Origin of the sequence: Streptomyces sp. NRRL WC-3626, assembly GCF_000718785.1 — a bacterium.
GTDB classification, from domain to species: Bacteria; Actinomycetota; Actinomycetes; order Streptomycetales; family Streptomycetaceae; genus Streptomyces; species Streptomyces edwardsiae.
The window spans coordinates 113,960-133,639 of the sequence record NZ_JOCA01000008.1 but is presented as its reverse complement, the minus strand read 5'-3'; the positions used below and the strand labels follow the sequence as shown (position 1 = coordinate 133,639).

General features: G+C 71.8%; 16 protein-coding genes and 1 pseudogene. 8 read left to right on the top strand and 9 right to left on the bottom strand.

From position 1 onward, the window contains the following. Positions 1–7: 7 nt before the first annotated feature. The 5 genes from IF28_RS0114855 to IF28_RS0114835 all read right to left on the bottom strand — a co-directional run bounded on the left by IF28_RS0114855 (position 8) and on the right by IF28_RS0114835 (position 7,368). Entirely contained in the window at positions 8–1,549 is a 1,542-nt protein-coding gene (locus tag IF28_RS0114855; protein ID WP_030219323.1) for a hypothetical protein, read from the bottom strand. Positions 1,550–1,760: 211 nt separating this feature from the next. Next, positions 1,761–2,591 (bottom strand): SAM-dependent methyltransferase, encoded by an 831-nt coding sequence (locus tag IF28_RS0114850; protein ID WP_030219316.1) that lies wholly within the window; start codon positions 2,589–2,591, stop codon positions 1,761–1,763. 105 nt (positions 2,592–2,696) lie between these two features. After that, the gene (locus tag IF28_RS0114845) at positions 2,697–3,611 is read right to left on the bottom strand and encodes a YceI family protein (protein ID WP_030219314.1); all 915 of its coding nucleotides are present in this window, start codon (positions 3,609–3,611) and stop codon (positions 2,697–2,699) included. A 326-nt stretch (positions 3,612–3,937) separates the two neighbouring features. After that, on the bottom strand, positions 3,938–4,525 hold the full coding sequence (locus tag IF28_RS0114840) for an HD domain-containing protein (protein ID WP_030219312.1): 588 nt from the start codon (positions 4,523–4,525) through the stop codon (positions 3,938–3,940). After that, positions 4,522–7,368 carry an ABC transporter substrate-binding protein gene (locus IF28_RS0114835; RefSeq protein WP_030219311.1) on the bottom strand — a complete coding sequence of 949 codons (2,847 nt, stop codon included), beginning with the start codon at positions 7,366–7,368 and terminating at the stop codon, positions 4,522–4,524. The genes IF28_RS0114840 and IF28_RS0114835 overlap by 4 nt, the downstream gene beginning before the upstream one ends. 335 nt (positions 7,369–7,703) lie before the next feature. Here IF28_RS0114835 and IF28_RS0114830 point away from each other — a divergent pair, with 335 nt between their 5' ends. Continuing rightward, a complete protein-coding gene (locus tag IF28_RS0114830) occupies positions 7,704–8,243 on the top strand; it encodes a hypothetical protein (protein ID WP_030219309.1) in 540 nt (179 codons plus the stop codon). A 103-nt stretch (positions 8,244–8,346) separates the two neighbouring features. Here the strand turns inward: IF28_RS0114830 and IF28_RS0114825 are convergent, their stop codons facing one another. After that, positions 8,347–9,108, bottom strand: coding sequence for a CDP-alcohol phosphatidyltransferase family protein (locus IF28_RS0114825; protein WP_030219307.1), 762 nt, complete (start codon positions 9,106–9,108; stop codon positions 8,347–8,349). A gap of 108 nt (positions 9,109–9,216) precedes the next feature. Between IF28_RS0114825 and IF28_RS0114820 the strand changes: the two genes are divergently transcribed. From IF28_RS0114820 to IF28_RS0114800, 5 genes and pseudogenes are all read left to right on the top strand, one after another. Then, positions 9,217–10,194 (top strand): zinc-dependent alcohol dehydrogenase, encoded by a 978-nt coding sequence (locus tag IF28_RS0114820; protein ID WP_030219303.1) that lies wholly within the window; start codon positions 9,217–9,219, stop codon positions 10,192–10,194. Between the two features lie 132 nt (positions 10,195–10,326). Then, positions 10,327–10,725 (top strand): 6-pyruvoyl trahydropterin synthase family protein, encoded by a 399-nt coding sequence (locus IF28_RS0114815; RefSeq protein ID WP_030219300.1) that lies wholly within the window; start codon positions 10,327–10,329, stop codon positions 10,723–10,725. A 110-nt stretch (positions 10,726–10,835) separates the two neighbouring features. Further along, positions 10,836–11,939 (top strand): glycosyltransferase family 4 protein, encoded by a 1,104-nt coding sequence (locus IF28_RS0114810; protein WP_324616050.1) that lies wholly within the window; start codon positions 10,836–10,838, stop codon positions 11,937–11,939. After that, positions 11,936–12,913: a class I SAM-dependent methyltransferase gene (locus tag IF28_RS0114805; RefSeq protein WP_030219296.1), complete on the top strand. Its 978-nt coding sequence runs from the start codon at positions 11,936–11,938 to the stop codon at positions 12,911–12,913. The genes IF28_RS0114810 and IF28_RS0114805 overlap by 4 nt, the downstream gene beginning before the upstream one ends. After that, positions 12,910–13,773, top strand: a pseudogene (locus tag IF28_RS0114800) (lysylphosphatidylglycerol synthase transmembrane domain-containing protein); the annotation flags it as partial. The gene IF28_RS0114805 and the pseudogene IF28_RS0114800, both read left to right, overlap by 4 nt. A gap of 245 nt (positions 13,774–14,018) precedes the next feature. On the opposite strand, the gene IF28_RS37770 reads toward IF28_RS0114800, so the two are convergent. Next, on the bottom strand, positions 14,019–14,801 hold the full coding sequence (locus IF28_RS37770) for a creatininase family protein (protein ID WP_078621153.1): 783 nt from the start codon (positions 14,799–14,801) through the stop codon (positions 14,019–14,021). Between the two features lie 41 nt (positions 14,802–14,842). Here IF28_RS37770 and ribA point away from each other — a divergent pair, with 41 nt between their 5' ends. Then, positions 14,843–15,502, top strand: a complete 660-nt coding sequence (gene ribA / locus IF28_RS0114790; RefSeq protein ID WP_030219291.1) for a GTP cyclohydrolase II — start codon at positions 14,843–14,845, stop codon at positions 15,500–15,502. Between the two features lies 1 nt (position 15,503). On the opposite strand, the gene IF28_RS0114785 is transcribed toward ribA, so the two are convergent. Beyond that, on the bottom strand, positions 15,504–16,733 hold the full coding sequence (locus IF28_RS0114785) for a serine hydrolase domain-containing protein (protein WP_030219289.1): 1,230 nt from the start codon (positions 16,731–16,733) through the stop codon (positions 15,504–15,506). Positions 16,734–16,780: 47 nt separating this feature from the next. On the opposite strand from IF28_RS0114785, the gene IF28_RS0114780 reads away from it, so the two are divergent. Continuing rightward, the gene (locus IF28_RS0114780) at positions 16,781–17,227 is read left to right on the top strand and encodes a PPOX class F420-dependent oxidoreductase (RefSeq protein WP_030219287.1); all 447 of its coding nucleotides are present in this window, start codon (positions 16,781–16,783) and stop codon (positions 17,225–17,227) included. Between the two features lie 31 nt (positions 17,228–17,258). On the opposite strand, the gene IF28_RS0114775 is transcribed toward IF28_RS0114780, so the two are convergent. Next, a complete protein-coding gene (locus IF28_RS0114775) occupies positions 17,259–19,652 on the bottom strand; it encodes an ATP-binding cassette domain-containing protein (RefSeq protein WP_030219286.1) in 2,394 nt (797 codons plus the stop codon). Positions 19,653–19,680: the final 28 nt, after the last annotated feature.

The window sequence follows — 19,680 nt, the reverse complement described above, 5'->3', positions numbered from 1 at the left end:
GAACGGCTCACTCCGGGAGGGGGCAGGTGAGGGGGAGGACGCGGTCCGTGAGGGTCGCGGTGAGGTGGGTATCCGTGGCGGCGGTGTCCGCCAGCCAGTCGAGAGACGTCAACTGGTCGATCAGAAGCAGCAGTTCGGAGACGGGCACCGGGACGTGGGCGATGAGGTCGTCGAACGGGACGCCCTTGCCGTCGGCGCCCAGACGGCCTGCCGCGTCGGTTCGTGTGGCCAGGGTCAGGGCGAGCAGGCGGGTGGGGGCGGAGGCCTTCTTCTTGCGGAGCTTCTTGTCCGAGACGACTCGCTGGGCCCAGCCCGAGAGTTTGGGGCGGGTCTTTCTGCCGAAGGGGAAGACGCTTCCGTCCTCGGTGGGGACCAGCGACGGCACCGTGATCGGGACCGCGTTCTCCGGGCGGGAGGTCAGGAGGTCCTCCACCGTGCAGGGCAGGTCCAGCCAGCCGGTGGTGGTGAGCCGGGTGACCAGCGACGACGGGTCGGTCAGGCCCAGGCCGTTCAGGTCCTGCCCGACCAGGTTGCCGGTTCCCGAGTGCGCGGTGCGCAGGGTCAGCATCAGGACCAGCAGGCGGGCCTCCGCCCCGGGCAACGGGGCGTGCGCCGCCACGTGCGCGAGCACGGAGCGTACGTACTCCCAGTGCGTCGGTACGGTCAACAGGCGGGCCACCCCCGTGCCTTCGCCCGCCACGGCCTCGCCGGTACGGTGCTGGTGCTGGCGCCGGATGACCGCCGCTGCCTGCTCGGCGCGCGTCGCCTCCAGCCGCAGGGTGACGTCGCAGCTGACGTCGGACCAGGTGAGGAAGGCCCGAGCCTTGCGCTCCTGGAGGTCGGCGAGCATCGCCAGATCGGGTTCGTCGCGACGCTGGTAGGCGCGGAACAGGTCCCCGAGTTCGACGAGTTCGTCCCGCAGCGACTCGGGCCGCAGATCGTGCGGGATGATCCGCTGGGAGACCCGCTTCTCCGGCACCCGGCGGCGCCGCGGCGGTACGGGGCGGGGGACGGCGGGAGTGGGACGGGGCCCCGGAACGGCCGAACTGGTGGCGGCGGCCTGCCCGTCCGAGAACTGCGGCGTCCCCGCCACCGCGGGGGCCGGGCGGGCGCCCGCCTCGGGCGGCCGGGACGTGACCGCCGTCCGCGCTCCCGGAGTGGCGGCCGCGCACCGCGAACAGCACTCCAGCGCCTGCCACCACCGCCCCGCCCGGTCGGCGACCACGGCGAGCACCACCGGCCCGCCGCACCGCCAGGGTTCCGTACGGGCCCGCCCGCCGGTGTCGGGAAGATGGGGATGGCATCCCTCGGCCCGGCACGCGCAGTACGTGTCGGCCCGGGGGGCGGGCATGGCGCGCAGGTGGGCCTTCAGGTGGGCGACCGCGGCCGTACGGCCCTCCGCCGTGGACGGCAGCCGCTGCTCGGCGCAGGCCGGCCGGCTGCACGAGACGCGCACCTCCGCGCTGCCCCGTCCGACGGGGTCCAGCCGCACCGTCCACCGGCGCCCCGGCACCCGCTCACCGAGCTCGCTCCCCGCGACCTGTGTCATCCCGTACCTTCTCCGTCCTCCGCGACGTGACCCATCTGCGTGCCTTCCTGATCCGCCGCCGCGCGGGGCGGTGTCCGGCCGGAGAACCCACGGTATGCGGCACAGCGCGAAGGGGATGATGAAATCGCATGAGGTGAGAGCTTTTAGGCCTGATCGTCGCCCGTTCCGGTGAACTCCGGTGCGACACCCGTGACCCGGACGCGGACCGCGGCTACGGCTTCCGGGCCAGCCCGGCGACGATCAGGTGCTGCCAGACGCTGAGTTCACGCTCCGCGCCGTCGGCGTTCCACGGGTTGGGGTTCGTGTCGGGCCGCCACAGCGGCGCGGGGACGATCCCGGGGTCGAGGATCTCCAGGCCGTCGAGGAGGGCGGCGATCTCCGCGTCGGACCGCCACCGGCCGCGCCCGAACGTCTTCTGCAGCACCCGTTCCGCCTCCTCCGTCTCCGGGTTGTCGCCGGAACGGAAGTGGCTGACGAAGAAGTGGCTCCCGGAGGGGACATGGTCGCGCCAGTGGCGGACGATCCCGGCCGGGTCCTCCTCGTCGTTGACGTGGTGGAGGATCGCGCTGAAGATCACGGCGACCGGGCGGCCGAAGTCGATCAGTTCCCGGGTGTCGGGGTGCGTGCGGACGGTCTCGGGGTCGCGGACGTCGGCCCGGACGACCCGCGTGCGCTCGTTCTGCTCCAGCAGCGCACAGCCGTGCACCAGGACCTGCGGGTCGTTGTCGACGTACACGATCCTGGACTCGGGTGCGTGCCGCTGCGCGACCTGGTGGACGTTGTCGGCGGTCGGCAGGCCACTGCCCAGGTCGATGAACTGCCGTATCTCCGTGGTCGTCACGATCTCCACGATCGCCCGTATCAGCGCCGCGCGGTTGGCGAAGGCGATGGCCACCGAGCCGGGAAGGTCCCGGAAGAACACGTCGCCGATCTCTCTGTCCACGGCGTAGTTGTCCTTGCCGCCGAGCAGATAGTCGTAGACGCGGGCGATGCTGGGCCGGGTGGAGTCGATGGAGGGGCCTTCAACCGTCATGAACGCCATCCTCCCCCGCGAAACCGCCCCCACACCGGCGTTCCGGAAACCCCGGGGGACGTATCCCCGGCACCCGGTCCGGCGACTCCGGATCCGGAGCCGGGCCGCGTCCGCCTACTCCGGGGGCGTCGGGGTCTCCGCCGTGCGGTACATCGCCTGGACGTCCAGCTCCAGTTGCACGGTCGGGCCGACGACCGCGATGCCGCGGGCCAGCATCGACCGCCAGTTGAGGGTGAAGTCCTCGCGGTGCAGCTCCGCCTTCGCCAGGGCCGCGCAGCGCAGCTCCTGCTCGTAACCGCCGTTCACCGTTCCGAGATACGTCGTGTCCAGGCCCACGGAGCGGCTGGTGCCGTGCATGGTCAGCGTGCCGTTCAGCGTCCAGCGTGAGCCGCCCCGGTAGACGAACCGGGTGCTGGTGAAGTCGATGTACGGGTAGTGCTCGACGTCGAGGAAGTCGGCGGACCGCAGATGGTTGTCACGGGTCCGGTTGCCCGTGGTGATGCTGGACGCGTCGATGCGCACCTGGACCTGGGAGTCGGTCACGTCCGGTGTGACGCGGATGCCGCCCGTGAAGCGGGTGAAGCGTCCGTGGACATGGGCCATGCCGACATGCTTGGCGATGAACCGGATCGCGGTGTGCGGCGGGTCGAACAGCCAGGTGCCGGGCGCCGGCAGTTCCAGCTGCCGGGCGGGCAGCAACTCGACGCGCGCCGGGGGAAGGACGGCGCCGGCGGTGATGTCGACACCGCTGCGGGCCGGGGTGAGCCCCTCCGCCGAGACCATCACGCTGTACGAGCCGGGCGGGAGCGCGGCCATGAACAGGCCGTAGGGATCGGTGGTGCCCTGGGCGGCGACCCGGTGACTGTCCATGGCGGTCACCGTGACCTCGGCGCCGCCCAGGGGCTGGCCCATGGGGTCGACGACCTCGCAGCCGTAGGCGCCGGCGCCGGCCGGCAGAGGCAGCGAGAGGTCCCGTGCGGCGCCGGAGGCACTGCGGGAACGCGAACGCCGGAGCAGTCCGAGGGCCATGCGGTTCACCTTTCCTTCCGCGGGCCGTCGACGGACGTGTTCACGGTCGCCGAGAACCGCCCGGGATGGGTTGCAGAAGCGACTAAGTTGACGTTTGAACGATCCTAGGGCAGGGGGAAGGGTGCTGCGGCACGGGAGTCATGGCGCGCAAATGGGCCCGCCCATGTGCCCGATGGACCCGAAGGGCCGTGATCCCGGCGGTTCAGCGGGTCGTGCCGGTCCCGGTGATCGCGATTCTTTGCTCCGCTGCTGTGGTGAAGGTCATCCGGGGTGCCGGAAGATTCACAGGCGGCTCGCCGTCCCGTCACGCGGTCCGCACAACGCGCTCACGGCAGGACGGGCGTCAGACGGTCGAGGTCCGGGTCGCCGAACTCCGCCCGCAGGGCCTCGAACGCGGTCACCTTCTCCTCGCCGTAGCGGCCGATGAAGGCCGCGTAGCCGGCGGGGGTGAGGAACCGTGTCGGCCTGGACTTGGTGTGGAACTTGTCCGCGTACATCACCAGCCGCTCCTCCGCCGTCACCGGGAGATAGTCGGCGGGAGGGAGCGGCAGACGCTGCGTCTCGACGTCGTGGCGGGTCAGGCCCACACCGGTGTGATGGGAGCAGAACCGGCACAACGGCTCCGGGAACCCCTCAGCGGCGAGGAGTTCATGACCGAGCAGACCGTGCCGGACGTAGTTCGCGTGGTCCAGGCGGCCGTCGTCGCCGTAGAGCCGGTAGACACCGATGTCGTGCAGCAGACAGCCCGCGCGGACCAGTCCGGCGTCGACGTGGGCGAGGCGGGGCGAGGAGAGCAACTGCTCGGCGATGCTCCAGACGGTCTCGCAGTGCGTGTGGACGCCGGCGAACGCCTCGGCGGTGGGCGCGTGTTTCTCGTGCAGGGCGCGGATCTGGTCGGGGTCCGGGATTCTCACGCGATCGAGCACTCCTTCACACTGAGCGGCTTCGTGCTGCCCGCCGGTCTGCTGCACAGGACCTCCGCCCGCGAGACGCCCTCCGCCGTCCTGCGGACCCGGTTGAGGACGATGCTGTGGCCGTGGCGCTCCGCGTACAGGGGCGCGCCGGTGAAGTCGATCGTGCCGGTCGCCATACCGTCGATTTTCACGTTCCGGAGGTTCACCCAGGTCGCCGCCCGGCTCTGCGGGACGTCACCGAGGCTGGCCGCCCAGTACAGGGCACGCGTGGAGTCGTGGGAGAGGGCCGTCTGGCCGCTCGCGAAACCGGCCGCGTCGTACGTCACCCTGTCGTCCTTCAGCCACGGCAGATAGTGGGAGGCGTCCTCGTAGAAGGCGGTCCTGGACGCGGCCTCCTTCAGCTCGGCGAGCGCCGCGTGGTACAGCGTGATCCGCGGGGCCACGCCGTCCCGGCCGCCGGTCCCGGAGAAGCGGGCCTTGCTCAGGTCGTCGCCGGTGAGGATCGAGATCTGCCGGTTCGCGCAGCCCGGTTCGGTGCTCAGCTGCGTCATCAGGGGGCCGATGTCCTCCACCCGGCCGGCGAAGTAGATCACCGACGGGACGTGCTCACCCCGGCAGATGCTCTCCGCGTGCTGCCGCAGTTCCGGCTTGCCGTTCGCCACCCGGTAGCGCTGGGCGGGCAGCGGCTCGAAGCCCTCACGGTCCAGCATCTCCCCGCCGTACAGCGCCTGTTCGCTGGTGTAGCGGTCCTGCGACTCCTTGGTGTCCCGCGCCAGTACGAGAGCGTGGGCGGCCTTGCCCCGCTGGGTACGGAGCTGGCGGGCGATGAGACCGAGCGCCCTGGCCTGGTGCTCGTCGGGGGCCGCGAGACTGAACCAGTTGGAGAAGTCCTTCGGCAGGTACGTCGCCGAATTGGTGCCCGAGACGATGGGCAGTCCGGCCTCGAGCAGCCGGCGCGTGACATCGGGGCTGCTCTGCAGATCGCGGCCGAAGCCGACGACACCGACGACGGTCGGGTCCCGGTCGGCGTACGCGGCTATCGCGTCGGCCGTGACCTTCTGGTGGCCCATGTCGGAGCCGCCGTTGGCGAGCAGCACCCGCAGCTTCACCGTGTAGTTCTCGTTGACCACGCGCTGCGCCAGATAGACGCCGGTCAGCTCCTCGGCGCCCTTGACCAGGGACGGGTCCGCCGAGGCGGAGCTCAGCGGGCCCGCGTACACCACCGTGACGTACGCGTCGGGGTGGTCACGCACCACCCTGCCGTTCTCGGCGCGGACCAGGCTCTCCAGCTCCCGCAGCCGCTTGCCCTCACCCGCCGTACCGCCCGTCAGATGTGCGCCGAAGCGGACGTCCCCGGTGGCTATGCCCACGCACTCCGTGCCGCCGCCGGGCGCGGGACGTTTCTCCGTGTCCCGGTCGGCGGTCAGCAGACCCGCCGAGCAGTACGTCCGGTCCAGTTCCCGCGCGTGGACGACGCCGGCCGTGACGACCAGGGCCAGGACCAGCAGGACGCTGTGCACCGACCACACCACGCGCGCCACCGGCGGCCGGTGCCGGGCCCTGACACACCGCCAGTCCGACTGGCGCAGCTGGTCCAGCTCGCTGTGCGGCAGCGGGATCCGCAGCACCCACGGCAGCGCGTTCGTCCGGCTCGGCGACTGATCGGCACGGAGATTCCCCGCCCATTCGTCGTACCAGTGCCGCAGCCGCTGCGGGAGGCGTGAGGGCGGTGCCGGGCGGTTGGCCGGGGGGTTCGCGGCCGGGCCCCGGTCGAGCAGCGCGGCGTCGTCCGCGGCCACGCCCGCCACGATCAGCAGCGGGTCGAGCTCACTGCGCCGGCTGCGGACGTCACTGACCGCCCTGATCAGCTCTATCCCGCCGTTCTCCCGGGCCGCCCGGCGCAGGAACAGCACCGGCGGGCGGGTCCGCTTGAAGCCGCGCAGATCCCAGCTGGCGCGGCGGTGGTTGTCGCGCAGATCCTCGAACAGCGCCAGCACGTACAGCTGGAGCGGGAACTCGCCGCCCTCGCGCATCGCCTCGGACACGTCGTAGGCGCGCGCCGCGATCGCCCGCCAGGAACGGACCGGCCGCAGCAGCCGCACGCTCGTCGACTGCCGGCGGGCGGCGGACTGCAGAAAGGTCGTGGTCAGGAACCAGCGGCTCTCCCTGCGCAGCCACAGGAAGAGGGGAGCACGTCCGGGCACGTGGTTCAGCCCGGCGAGGAGCACCATCAGGCCGATGCCCGCGAGGACGGCGATGTACCACTCGGGGCGGGTCAGCAGCGCCGTGAAGGCACCCAGGACGCCCATGGGGAGGAACTGCTGCACATCGTTGAGCAGCAGCTGCCGGTTTCGGCGCGAGGGCCTGCGGGGACGCCAGCGCTGCCGGGCCAGGATGCGCAGGAGCTGCGTCTGGGCCTGCTCCCGCTGGACGTTCCCGTCCGGGGTGCCGCCGGGCGCCGTCGGCCAGTGCTCGCGCATGTCCGGATCGTCGGTCGCCTCCTGGAGGGCGCGCACCAGACCCAGGCGGGGAAAGGAGTAGGGGCGGTACGCGGCGGAACGGTCGCCCCACTTGCGGGAGTCGCCCAGGTCCCACAGGAGGCGCGCGGCGCGGGCGGTCGGGTCGAGGTCGCCGGGCTGCGGCTCGGTCGGGGCGACGGCCGTCCGCGTACCGTGCCGCTGCTGGCCCTCGCTCAGCTCGTCGACGAGTTCCGTGACACGGTCGTCGTCCCCCGCGTCCTCGGCGTGCAGCACGATCACCGGCATCGGCGGATCGCTGGTCCGGAAGTCCTGGATCAGGGACTCCAGCTGATGCTGGACGTCGATCCCCGCCTCCGTCGACATGCCCGGATGACCACCCGGACAGTTCTGCGGAAAACTCTGGTCACGGCTCTGCATGGACGACACCCCCCGTTGTCGTAAGACACATGTGTCGCAAGCGCCTTGTGAGGATAACTCCCGACTCCGACAACCGCTGCGGTGCAACAAGGGGCTGTTGCTGCCGAGTTGGCGGAACCCATGTCGGGGGCGGGCGGGCGTGTTCACACGATCGGGTGATGCTGTGCGAAAGGGGCACGAGCCGGGCGGGTGGTCCGTTCGATTCGGTGACGGGCCCGGACGGGACGGGTCCGTCGGATCAGTCCCTCGGGGCAGTGCCCCGGTGATGAACGGAGTACGTCATGAGTCTCACCCTCCACCGCAACGCCGACGGCACGACGACCGGGCGCAACGAGGCGACGGGGTTCACCGTGACCCACGCCGAAGAGGAGGAGGTGACACGGCAGTTGTACGAGGACGCGGACTGGGAGTACACGCCGCCGCCACCTCCGGCCCCACCCGGGTTCCACCGGTTCGTGCTGGTGCACGACGCGTTCGGGGACGCCGGGGTGGACGACGAGCGGTACGCGGGGGTGCGGGCGCGTCCGCCGCGGGGGTGCGTGCCCGTGGACCGGGGGTGCTTCGCCCTGAAGTGCGAGCGGCCGGGGCGGACGCTCATGGACGCGGTCGCCGGGACCGTCGCGGAGGTGCGCCGGGAGCACGGTCTGGTGCTGACCGGCCTGGGCGTCGGAAGACCCGAGGAGTGGTACGGGTCCGGCCCGGACGGCCACGCGGGCGTGATCGTCACGCAGTCGCTGCTCACGGCGGCCCACCGGGCCCGGCTGCTCGGCTACGGGCGCAGGGACGTGGTCCGGCTGCTCGACGCGGCCGGCCTCGAGTGACGGGGGCGAGGTGAGGACGCGGTGCCCGGCTGCCGCACGGCTTCCTGACGCGGCCCCCGGGCGGGCCGTGGACCATGGCGGGCGCCGGGGTTCCGGCGTGACCTCAGCCGGCGACCAGTTCCCGTACCTCGTGCGGGACCGGGACCGTCTCGACGCGGGAGGTCCGCCACAGCCACAGCACGTCCCGGCCGAACGACCACAGCAGCAGGCCCAGCGCCAGCGCCACCACACCGACGTTGACGACGTGCGGGAGCAGTGCCGCGCCCGCCACCAGCAGCAGCACACCCTGGAGCGCGGCCACCGTCTTGCGGGCCGTGCTCGGCGGGAGCGGAGCGGTCAGCCAGGGCCAGACCCGCGCGGCGGCCACGAACACGTACCGCATACCGCCGATGAGGAGCACCCACGGACCCATCGCCATCGACACGTACACGCTCAGCACGAGGATCAGGAACGCGTCCACCTCCATGTCGAAGCGGGCGCCCAGCGGAGTCGACGTACCGGTACGGCGCGCGACCTTGCCGTCGACACCGTCCAGGATCAGGGCCACGGCGGTCAGGCCGACGAACAGGGAGACGGGGGGTGAGTCCTGGAACGAGTCGGCGACCAGCGCGGTGACCCCGCCGACGAGGGTGGCACGGCCGAGCGTGACCCGGTTCGCCGCGCCGAACGAGCGCAGCCGGGACCGGTGCAGGGCCCGGGAGAGCACCGCCCAGGTGGCGATCGCGAACGCGAGGCCGGTCAGCCAGCCCGCAGGGCCCATGCCGATCGCGGTACCGATGAGGGCGAGCAACAGGATCTGTACGCCCGCCCCCACAGCAGTCTCCTGCTGTACGAGCCTCGCGTCGTAACTGTGGTTCAGGGCCACCGAACATCCTCCGGCCGTGTGACAGAGTCGATCAACGCCGCTACCTTGTGCGCGGCCTGTGCACCCCTCGGTACGCGTGCAGCTTCCCGATCGTTCAGGAGGATTCCGATGAACCGCACCGCCCGTGCGTTCTGGCTCGACTCACCCGGCCGAGGGGTGATCCGTGAGATCGCCCTGCCCGCGCCCGGCGCGGACGAGGTCCTGGTGCGGTCCCTCTACTCCGGGGTGAGCCGGGGCACGGAGACGCTCGTCTTCCGCGGCGGAGTGCCCGAGAACCAGCACACCGCCATGCGCGCGCCGTTCCAGGAGGGCGACTTCCCGGCCCCCGTGAAGTACGGCTACCTCAACGTCGGTGTGGTGGAGGAAGGACCCGGAACACTCGTCGGGCGGACCGTGTTCAGCCTGTACCCGCACCAGACGCGGTACGTCGTCCCGGCGCGCGCCGTCACCCCCGTACCCGACGGGGTGCCCGCCGGACGGGCCGTCCTCGCCGGCACCGTCGAGACCGCCGTCAACGCGCTCTGGGACGCGGCACCGCTGGTCGGCGACCGTATCGCCGTCGTCGGCGGCGGCATGGTCGGCAGCTCGGTGGCCGCACTGCTCGCCCGCTTCCCCGGCGTACGCGTCCAGCTCGTCGACGCCGACCCGGCCCGCGCCGACACCGCGGCGGCACTCGGCGTCGGATTCGCCCTGCCCGCCGACGCCCTCGGCGACTGCGACCTCGTCGTCCACGCCAGCGCCACCGAACAGGGCCTCGGCCGCGCCCTCGAACTGCTCCGCCCCGAGGGCACCGTCGTCGAACTCAGCTGGTACGGCGACCGCAGGGTCGGCCTCCCGCTCGGCGAGGCCTTCCACTCCCGCCGCCTCACCCTGCGCGGCAGCCAGGTCGGCACCGTCTCCCCGGCCCGCGCCCACCTCGGCTACGCCGACCGGCTCGCCCTCGCCCTCGACCTGCTCACCGACCCCGCCTTCGACGCCCTCGTCACCGGCGAATCCGCCTTCGAGGACCTGCCCGACGTCATGCCCCGCCTCGCCTCCGGCGAGATCCCCGCCCTGTGCCACCGCCTGCGCTACGACACCGCGTAGCGGCACCGGCACGCCTGACCTGAGAAAAGAGGTAGAGAGGGCTGAACACGGGAAGGCAGTCAGCCGTACTACACGGCATCCCCGGCGGCCATCGGCCGGGGAGCAGACGCGCCGCACATGGAGGGTCGTCCGTTGTTCAGCATCACCGTCCGCGATCACATCATGATCGCCCACAGTTTCCACGGCGAGGTCTTCGGACCGGCCCAGCGCCTGCACGGCGCCACATTCCTCGTGGACGCCACCTTCCGGCGCCAACAGCTGGACCAGGACAACATCGTGGTCGACATCGGCCTCGCCACACAGGAACTCGGCGCCGTCGTCGGCGAGCTGAACTACCGCAACCTCGACAACGAGCCCGACTTCGCGGGGGTCAACACCTCCACGGAGTTCCTGGCCAAGGTCATCGCCGACCGGCTCGCCGACCGCATCCACAAGGGCGCGCTCGGCGAGGGAGCCAAGGGCATCGCGAAGGTCGCCGTCACCCTGCACGAGTCGCACATCGCCTGGGCGAGTTACGAGCGTGACCTGTGACCGACACGACCCTGGACGTGACCCCCACGACCGCCGACCGGGCCGGCACCGCCCGCCTCGACTACGTTCCCCGGCAGACGGCCTTCTCGAGGAACGGCGGGATCATCCCCATGTCCCTGCGCTCCGTGCACTTCGTCATGCCGGGCGGCGTCGACGACCCGGCCGCGCCCAGCGGCGGCAACGCCTACGACCGGCGCGTCTGCCTCGACCTGCCCGGCTTCGGCTGGCAGGCGCACCGGCACGTCGTGCCCGGCGACTGGCCCCGGCCGGACGCCGCCGCCCGCGCGGAACTCGCCCGCACCCTGCGCGAACTCCCCGACGGCGCCGTCGTCCTGCTCGACGGCATCGTCGCCTGCGGGGTGCCCGAGATCGTCGTCCCCGAGGCGGAGGAGGGACGGCTGCGCATGGCCGTCCTCGTCCACCTCCCCCTCGGCGACGAGACCGGGCTCGACCCGGCCGTCGCCGCCGACCTGGACGCCCGCGAACGCGCTGTCCTGCGGGCCGTGCCCGCCGTCATCGCCACCAGCGACTGGGCCGTACGCCGACTCGTCTCCCACCACGGCCTGGCCCCCGAACGGGTCCATGTCGCCGCCCCAGGCGCCGACATCGCCCCCGTCGCGCCCGGCACCGACGGCGTCTCCCGGCTGCTGTGCGTCGCCGCCGTCACCCCGCGCAAAGGCCAGCACCGGCTGGTCGAGGCGCTGGCGGCGGTGGCCGACCTGCCATGGAGCTGCGCGCTCGTCGGCGGACTGGGGCACGACCCCGAGTACGTCGACCACCTGCGCGGACTCATCCGTACGCATGGCCTCGAGGACCGGCTGGAGCTGACCGGCCCGCAGGCGGGCGCCGAACTCGACGCGAGCTACGCCTCCGCGGACCTGATGGTGCTCACCTCGTACGCCGAGACGTACGGCATGGCCGTCACCGAGGCGCTGGCGCGCGGCATTCCGGTGCTCGCCACCGATGTCGGCGGGGTGCCGGAGGCCGTCGGCCGCGCGCCCGACGGCGGTATGCCCGGCATCCTCGTCCCGCCGGAGAACCCCGCCGCCATCGCCGCCGAACTGCGCGGCTGGTTCGGAGAGGCGGACGTACGGCGCCGGCTCAAGGCCGCCGCCCGCAGCCGTCGGGCCGCCCTCGGCGGCTGGGCCGGCACCGCACAGAGCCTGGCGGCCGTACTGCGCCGGCTTCCCACCGAACCGCGGAGGGCCGCATGACGAACCAGGCGACCACCACCACCGAGCACGACGGCACGGCGTCCGGCCGGCCCGACGTCCGGGACGTCATCCCCGGCGCCGGACCCGCGCTCCGCCCCGGCGAGCGGGCCACGCTGCGGCTGCGGGACGACGGCGAGGACGAACCCGCCCGCTACGCGCCCGAGTGGCTGCAGCTGCGGGAGCCGGCGGATGCCGCCGCCCGTTCCTACGACCTGCTCGATCCATTGCGGATCCGGCTCGCCAATCTGCCGCGCCGGGCGGACGGGTTCGTCATCCACGACATCGGGTGCGGGACCGGGTCCATGGGACGGTGGCTCGCGCCCCGGCTGGACGGTGCCCAGCACTGGGTGCTGCACGACCGGGATCCGTATCTGCTGCACTTCGCCGCCGTCGCCTCGCCCCGGTCCGCCGCCGACGGGAGCCATGTGACCGTGGAGACCCGGCGGGGCGATGTCGCCCGGCTGACGCCGGAGGCGCTGTCCGGGGCCTCGCTGGTGACCGCGTCCGCGTTGCTCGACGTCCTCGACCGGGAGGAGATCGAGGCGCTCGCCGCCGCCTGTGCGGGGGCCGGGTGCACGGCTCTGCTGACGCTCTCCGTGGCCGGGCGGGTGGAGCTGACCGAGCCCCACCCGCTGGACCGGGAGATCATGGAGGCGTTCAACGCCCATCAGCGGCGGGGCGGGATGCTCGGGCCGGACGCGGTCGACGTGGCCGCCGAGGTGTTCGCCGAGCACGGGGCCACCGTGCGGATCAACCCGAGTCCCTGGCGGCTCGGGCCCGCGGACGCCTCGTTGACCGAGCAGTGGCTGCGGGGGTGGGTGGGGGCCGCCGTGGAGGAGCGGCCCGGGCTCGCCTCGCGGGCGGAGGGGTATCTGGCCTCCCGGCTGGAGGCCTGTGCCGCGGGGAAGCTGCGGGTCGTCGTCCATCACAGTGATCTGCTCGCCCTGTGCCGGCCGGCGGACGGGGACGCATGAGTGCGCGGTCGCGCGCACGGCTGGGGGCGCTGGGCGGGGTTCTCATTCTCGCCGTACTGGTGTGGCGGGTCGACACCCGGGCGCTGGGGGAGGGGCTGCGGCGGATCGACGGGGGGACGCTGCTCGCCGGGGTGGGGATCGGCGTCGTGACCACCGTGTTCAGTGCGTGGCGGTGGGTCGTCGTGGCTCGGGGGGTGGGGATCCGGCTGCCCTTCGGTGCCGCCGTCGCCGACTACTACCGTGCGCTCTTCCTCAACGCGGCCCTGCCCGGCGGGGTGCTGGGGGACGTTCATCGCGCCGTGCGGCACGGGCAGAGCGCCGGGGACATGGGGCGGGGGGTGCGGGCGGTGGTGTGGGAGCGGACCGCCGGGCAGCTCGCGCTGTTCGTGGTGGGGGCGGTGGTGCTGGTGATGATGCCGTCGCCGGTGCGGGAGTCCGTGCAACAGGTTGCGCCTCTGGTGGGGTTGGGGGCTGTTGGCGCGCTCGCGGTGGTGGTGGCTCTGCGGATGAATCGGGGGGCCGGGCGGGGGATTGCCGGGCGGCGGGCCTGGGTCGCCGAGGTTCGGGAGGGGTTGTTCTCCCGGCGTAGCGCGCCTGTGGTGGTTCTGTCGTCCGTGGTGGTGCTGGGCGGGTATGTCGCGATGTTCGTGCTGGCCGCCGATGTGGCGGGGGCGGGGGCGTCGGTGGCTGAGCTGGTGCCGCTGGCCGTGCTGGCGTTGCTGGCCATGGGGCTGCCGCTGAACGTGGGGGGGTGGGGGCCTCGGGAAGGGGTCACCGCCTGGGCGTTCGGGGCGGCGGGGCTGGGGGCCGGGCGGGGGCTGACCGTCGCGGTGATCTACGGAGTGTTGAGTCTTGTGGCCAGCCTGCCGGGTGTGGTGGTGCTGGTGGTGCGGTGGTACGCGGGAGTTCGGGGGGCTGTGCCTGGTGGTGTCGCCCCCGCCGCCCCTTCCCGTCCCGTCCCCGGGGGCGTCGCCCCCGGACCCCCTGTCGGCCTTCGGCCTCGTCCTCAAACGCCGGACGGGCTGGAAGGGGCTCGCCCTCGAACACCGGACGGGCTGGATGAGGCTCGTCCGCAAAGGCCGGACAGGCCGGAACGGGTCTGTTCTCAGAGGTCGGACGGGCCGGAAAGCGACGTCAGCAGTGAGAAATACGGGGCGAAGGAATCCGTCAGGGCCGCCAGGAGTTCCCTGCCCTTTTCCGCCGACGCCAGGGAGGGGCGGCCTATGACGCCCGAATCCGTGTAGGGGGCCATGCCCGTTGTCAGGAGGTGGCGGCGGTCGTCCGCCGTGTGGTCCGAGGTTTCATAGCCGGGGCGCAGCAATTCGGGATGGGTGTGCAGGAGGATGGACGCTTCGATTTCGCCGGCGTGCATGTCGGTGAGGAGGGAGGTGACCACGCCGGAACGCGTGCGGGCCGTTTCCCAGTCCTCAGCGGCCGGGTACAGCGCCATTCGCTCGCCCCGCGCCGAGGCTTCCTGAACGACGTTGCCCAGTACGTAGTTTCCGCCGTGCCCGTTGACCAGCACCAGGATGTCCACGCCCGACCTGCGCAGCGAGTCGGCGATGTCCCGTATCACCGCGTGAAGGGTCACGGAGGAGATGGAGACCGTTCCCGGCCAGGCCGCGTGCTCGTGCGAGCAGGAGATCGTCACCGGAGGGAGGAGATGCACCGGATAGGCGTCCGCGATCTCCCGCGCGATCGCGCAGGCGACCAGTGTGTCGGTCGCCAACGGCAGGTAGGGACCGTGCTGTTCGAAACTCCCGACCGGAAGTACCGCGATCTGCCGTGAGACGTCGGCGCCCCGCGTCCGTACATCCTCTGTAGTATCCGCCGGCAACAGACCGTGCACCGGGCCGTATGCCGCCGACCGCTTTTGTGAACCACCCATATCGTCACGGCCTTTCGTCTCTGCTTAGGAACTCGAGAATCATGACAGAAAAAGTAGGCGTCCTCGGCAAGAAGCCCCAGCGGCGGACCGGTGTGGAACGCGTCGTGAATGCGCCGCTGCCCACCGTGTACGGAAAGTTCCAGGCGGTCGGCTACATGGACCACGACCGCGGTGACGAACAAGTAGCCCTCGTGTACGGCGACATCGGCACCGACGGTGTCCTCACCCGGCTGCACTCGGAATGCCTCACCGGGGACGCCTTCGGCTCCCAGCACTGCGAGTGCGGCGACCAGCTGGCCTCCGCGCTGCGCGCCGTCGCCGCCGAAGGCGCGGGCGTGGTCGTCTATCTGCGCGGCCACGAGGGACGCGGCATCGGCCTGCTCGGCAAGCTGCGGGCGATGGCCCTCCAGGCGGAGGGCCTGGACACCGTCGAGGCGAACGTGGCCCTCGGATTCCCCGTGGACGCCCGTGACTACGGCGCAGCCGCCGGCATCCTCCAGGACCTGGGCGTCCGCTCGGTACGCCTCATGTCCAACAACCCGCGCAAGCGCGAGGCGTTGATACGGCACGGCATCCAGGTCGCCGAGCAGGTGCCCCTGCTGATACCGCCGTGCGAGAACAACATCACCTACCTGCGCACCAAGCGGGAGCGGCTCGACCACCACCTGCCCCATCTCGACGCGGTGGCGCACCTGTCGTAGCTCAGCCCGTCACCGCCTCGTGCACCAGCCGCTTGAGGTCCCGGAACACGGTGTGGGAGGACCTGGGCCGCACCTGCGTGTGGAACTGCACGGTCAGGTCGCGGCCCGGGTCGACCCAGAACGTGGTGGTGGCCACCCCGCTCCAGCCGTAGCTGCCGAGAGTGGACGGCGCCTGCGTCCGGGACGGGTCGACGACGACGGAGACACCGAGTCCGAAGCCGACTCCGTCGTTGCCGGGGGTGTCGTGCGCGGGGCGGCTGCCGACGGCGCGCACATCGGCTCCGCCGGGGAGGTGGTTGCGGGTCATCAGGTCCACCGTCGCGGGAGCGAGCAGGCGTATGCCGTCGAGCTCGCCGCGCCGGCGCAGCAACTCCATGAAGCGGTGGTAGTCGTGGGCCGAGGCCACCATGCCGCCGCTGCCGGAGAGGAACCGGGGGCGGCCGCGCAGAGGCAGGCCGGGGATGGCCTCGATGCCGCCGTCGTCCGACTCGCCGTACAGCTCCGCCAGCCGCTCTGCCTGCGCCTGGGTCACCTCGAAACCGGCGTCCGTCATGCCGAGCGGCCGGAAGACGCGTTCGGAGAGGAACACGTCCAGTGGCCTGCCCGACACGACCTCGATGATCCGGCCCAGCACGTTCGAGGCGACCGAGTAGTTCCACTGCGTGCCCGGATCGAACTGCAGGGGCAGGCTCGCGTACACCTCCGTCGTACCCGCCAGATCCCTGCCCGGCGCCACCGACGACTCCAGTCCCGCCTCCCGGTACAGCTGGTCGACGGGGTGGGAGCCGTAGAAGGCGAACGTCAGACCCGCCGTGTGCGTCATCAGGTGACGGACGAGGAGCGGGCCCCCGGGCGGGCGGGTGCGTATCTCCGTGCCCGACCCGGACTCGTACACGCGCGGGTGCGCGAACGCCGGGAGGTGGTCGCCGACCGGGTCGTCCAGGGACAGACGGCCCTCCTCCACCAGCAGCAGCGCGGCGACAGCCGTCACCGGCTTCGTCATGGAGTAGATCCGCCACAGCGTGTCACTCTCCACCGGCAGCCCCGCCGCCACGTCCCGCGCCCCGTGCACCGAGAGATGCGCGACCCGGCCGCCGCGGGCGACGGCCACCAGGAAACCGGGCAGCCTCCCCTCGTCCACCAGGCCGGCGAAGTGGCGGTCCAGCCGCTCCAGCGCCCGCGCGTCCAGTCCGGCCTCGGCGGGATCGGCCTCTTGCCGCAGCACTGTCATCGGTCTCCTCGGGGAACGCCGGCCCCGTTCGGGGCGTTGAACCAGTCATGACTCACGACGCCGAACAGAACGCACTGCTCGCCCTGCTGTCCGAGGGGCACGGCGGAGTGCTCGTCACACTGAAACGTGACGGACGGCCCCAGCTGTCGAACGTCATGCACGCCTACTACCCCGACGAGCGCGTCATCCGCGTCTCGCTCACGGACGACCGGGCCAAAACCGCCAACCTGCGCCGCGACCCCCGCGCCTCCTACCACGTCACCAGCGACGACCGCTGGGCCTACACGGTCGCCGAGGGCACCGCCGACCTGTCACCCGTCGCCGGAAACCTGTACGACGAGACGGTGGAGGAGCTGATCCGGCTGTACCGCGACGTCGGCGGCGAGCACGCGGACTGGGACGAGTACCGCGCCGCCATGGTCCGCGACCGGCGCCTCGTGCTGCGGCTGCGGGTGGAGCGGGCGTACGGCATCCCGCGCCGCGCCGGGGCGTGAGACGACCACCCCGGCGCGCACGGCGTACGCCTCAGGCGCCCACGTACTGGGCCAGATGCTCGCCCGTGAGGGTGGAGCGGGCGGCGACCAGATCCGCGGGGGTGCCCTCGAAGACGATCCGGCCGCCGTCGTGACCGGCGCCGGGGCCGAGGTCCACGATCCAGTCGGCGTGCGCCATGACCGCCTGGTGGTGCTCGATGACGATCACCGACTTGCCCGAGTCCACCAGCCGGTCCAGCAGGCCCAGCAGCTGCTCCACATCGGCGAGGTGCAGACCGGTCGTCGGCTCGTCGAGGACATACACCCCGCCCTTGTCGGCCATGTGCACCGCCAGCTTCAGCCGCTGCCGCTCACCGCCGGACAGCGTGGTCAGCGGCTGGCCGAGGGTGAGATAGCCGAGCCCGACCTCCGCCATCCGCTCCACGATCCGGTGCGCGGCCGGGATGCGTGACTCGCCCTCGCGGAAGAACTCCTCGGCCTCGGCCACCGACATCGCGAGCACCTCGCTGATGTCCCGGCCGCCGAAGTGGTACTCGAGCACCGACGCGTCGAACCGCTTGCCGCCGCAGTCCTCGCAGGTCGTGGCGACGCTCTGCATGATCGCCAGGTCGGTGTAGATGACGCCGGCGCCGTTGCAGGTGGGGCAGGCGCCCTCCGAGTTGGCGCTGAACAGGGCCGGCTTGACGCTGTTGGCCTTGGCGAACGCCTTGCGGATCGGGTCGAGCAGGCCCGTGTAGGTGGCCGGGTTGCTGCGCCGCGAACCCCGGATGGGGGTCTGGTCGACCGAGACCACACCCTCGGGGGCCGGGACGGAACGGTGGACCAGGGAGCTCTTGCCGGAACCGGCGACACCGGTGATCACACAGAGCACGCCGAGCGGGATGTCGACGTCGACGTCCTGGAGGTTGTTCGCGTTCGCGCCCCGGATCTCCAGAGCGCCCGTCGCCTCGCGCACGGTGTCCTTCAGCTTGGCCCGGTCGTCGAGATGGCGGCCGGTGACGGTGTCGCTCGCCCGCAGCTCCTCGACGGTGCCCTCGAAGCAGACGGTGCCGCCCGCCGTACCGGCGCCGGGGCCGAGGTCCACGACATGGTCGGCGATGGCGATCGTCTCCGGCTTGTGCTCGACCACCAGCACCGTGTTGCCCTTGTCGCGCAGCCGCAGCAGCAGACTGTTCATCCGCTGGATGTCATGCGGGTGCAGACCGATGGACGGCTCGTCGAAGACGTACGTCACATCGGTGAGGGAGGAGCCGAGGTGGCGGATCATCTTGGTGCGCTGGGCCTCGCCGCCGGAGAGCGTGCCGGAGGCCCGGTCGAGCGAGAGATAGCCGAGGCCGATCTCCACGAACGAGTCCAGGCCGTGCCGGAGTTTGGCCAGCAGCGGCGCCACCGAAGGCTCCTCCAGCCCGCGCACCCACTCGGCCAGGTCGCGGATCTCCATGGCGCAGGCGTCGGCGATGTTCAGCTTGCCGATCCTCGAGGAGCGGGCCGCCTCGCTGAGCCGGGTGCCGTCGCACTCGGGGCACCGGGTGAAGGCGACCGCCCGGTCCACGAAGGCCCGGATGTGCGGCTGCATCGACTCGCGGTCCTTGGACAGGAACGACTTCTGCAGCTTCGGGATCAGCCCCTCATAGGTGAGGTTGACCCCGTTGACCTTGACCTTGGTCGGCTCCCGGTACAGGAAGTCGTGCCGCTCCCTCTTCGTGTACTCGCGGATCGGCTTGTCCTTGTCGAAGAACCCCGACTCGGCGATGATCCGCACCACCCAGCCGTCCCCGGTGTAGGTGGGGATGGTGAACGGGTCCTCGGACAGCGACTTGGAGTCGTCGAAGAGCTGCGCGAGATCGATGTCGGAGACCGTGCCCCGGCCCTCGCAGTGCGTGCACATGCCGCCGGTGCGGGTGAAACTGACCTTCTCGGTCTTCGTCTTCTCGGAGCCCCGGTCGACGGTGAAGCCGCCGGTCGCCGAGACGGAGGCGACGTTGAAGGAGTACGCGGCCGGAGGGCCGATGTGCGGGGTGCCGAGCCTGCTGAAGAGGATGCGCAGCATCGCGTTGGCGTCGGTGGCGGTGCCGACGGTGGAGCGGGGGTCGGAGCCCATCCGCTGCTGGTCGACGGTGATGGCCGTGGTCAGACCGTCCAGCACGTCCACCTCGGGGCGGGCCAGGTTCGGCATGAAACCCTGGAGGAAGGCGCTGTACGTCTCGTTGATCAGCCGCTGCGACTCGGCGGCGATCGTGTCGAACACCAGGGAGCTCTTGCCCGAGCCGGACACACCGGTGAACACCGTGAGCCGCCGCTTGGGGATCTCGATGCTGACGTCCTTGAGGTTGTTCTCACGCGCCCCGTGCACGCGGATCAGCTCGTGACTGTCGGCGGCGTGCGGCTCGGACGGCTGTCCGTCCGCCCTCGTGGCCATGCTCATCGCTCTCCATCCGTCGGGCGGCGACCGC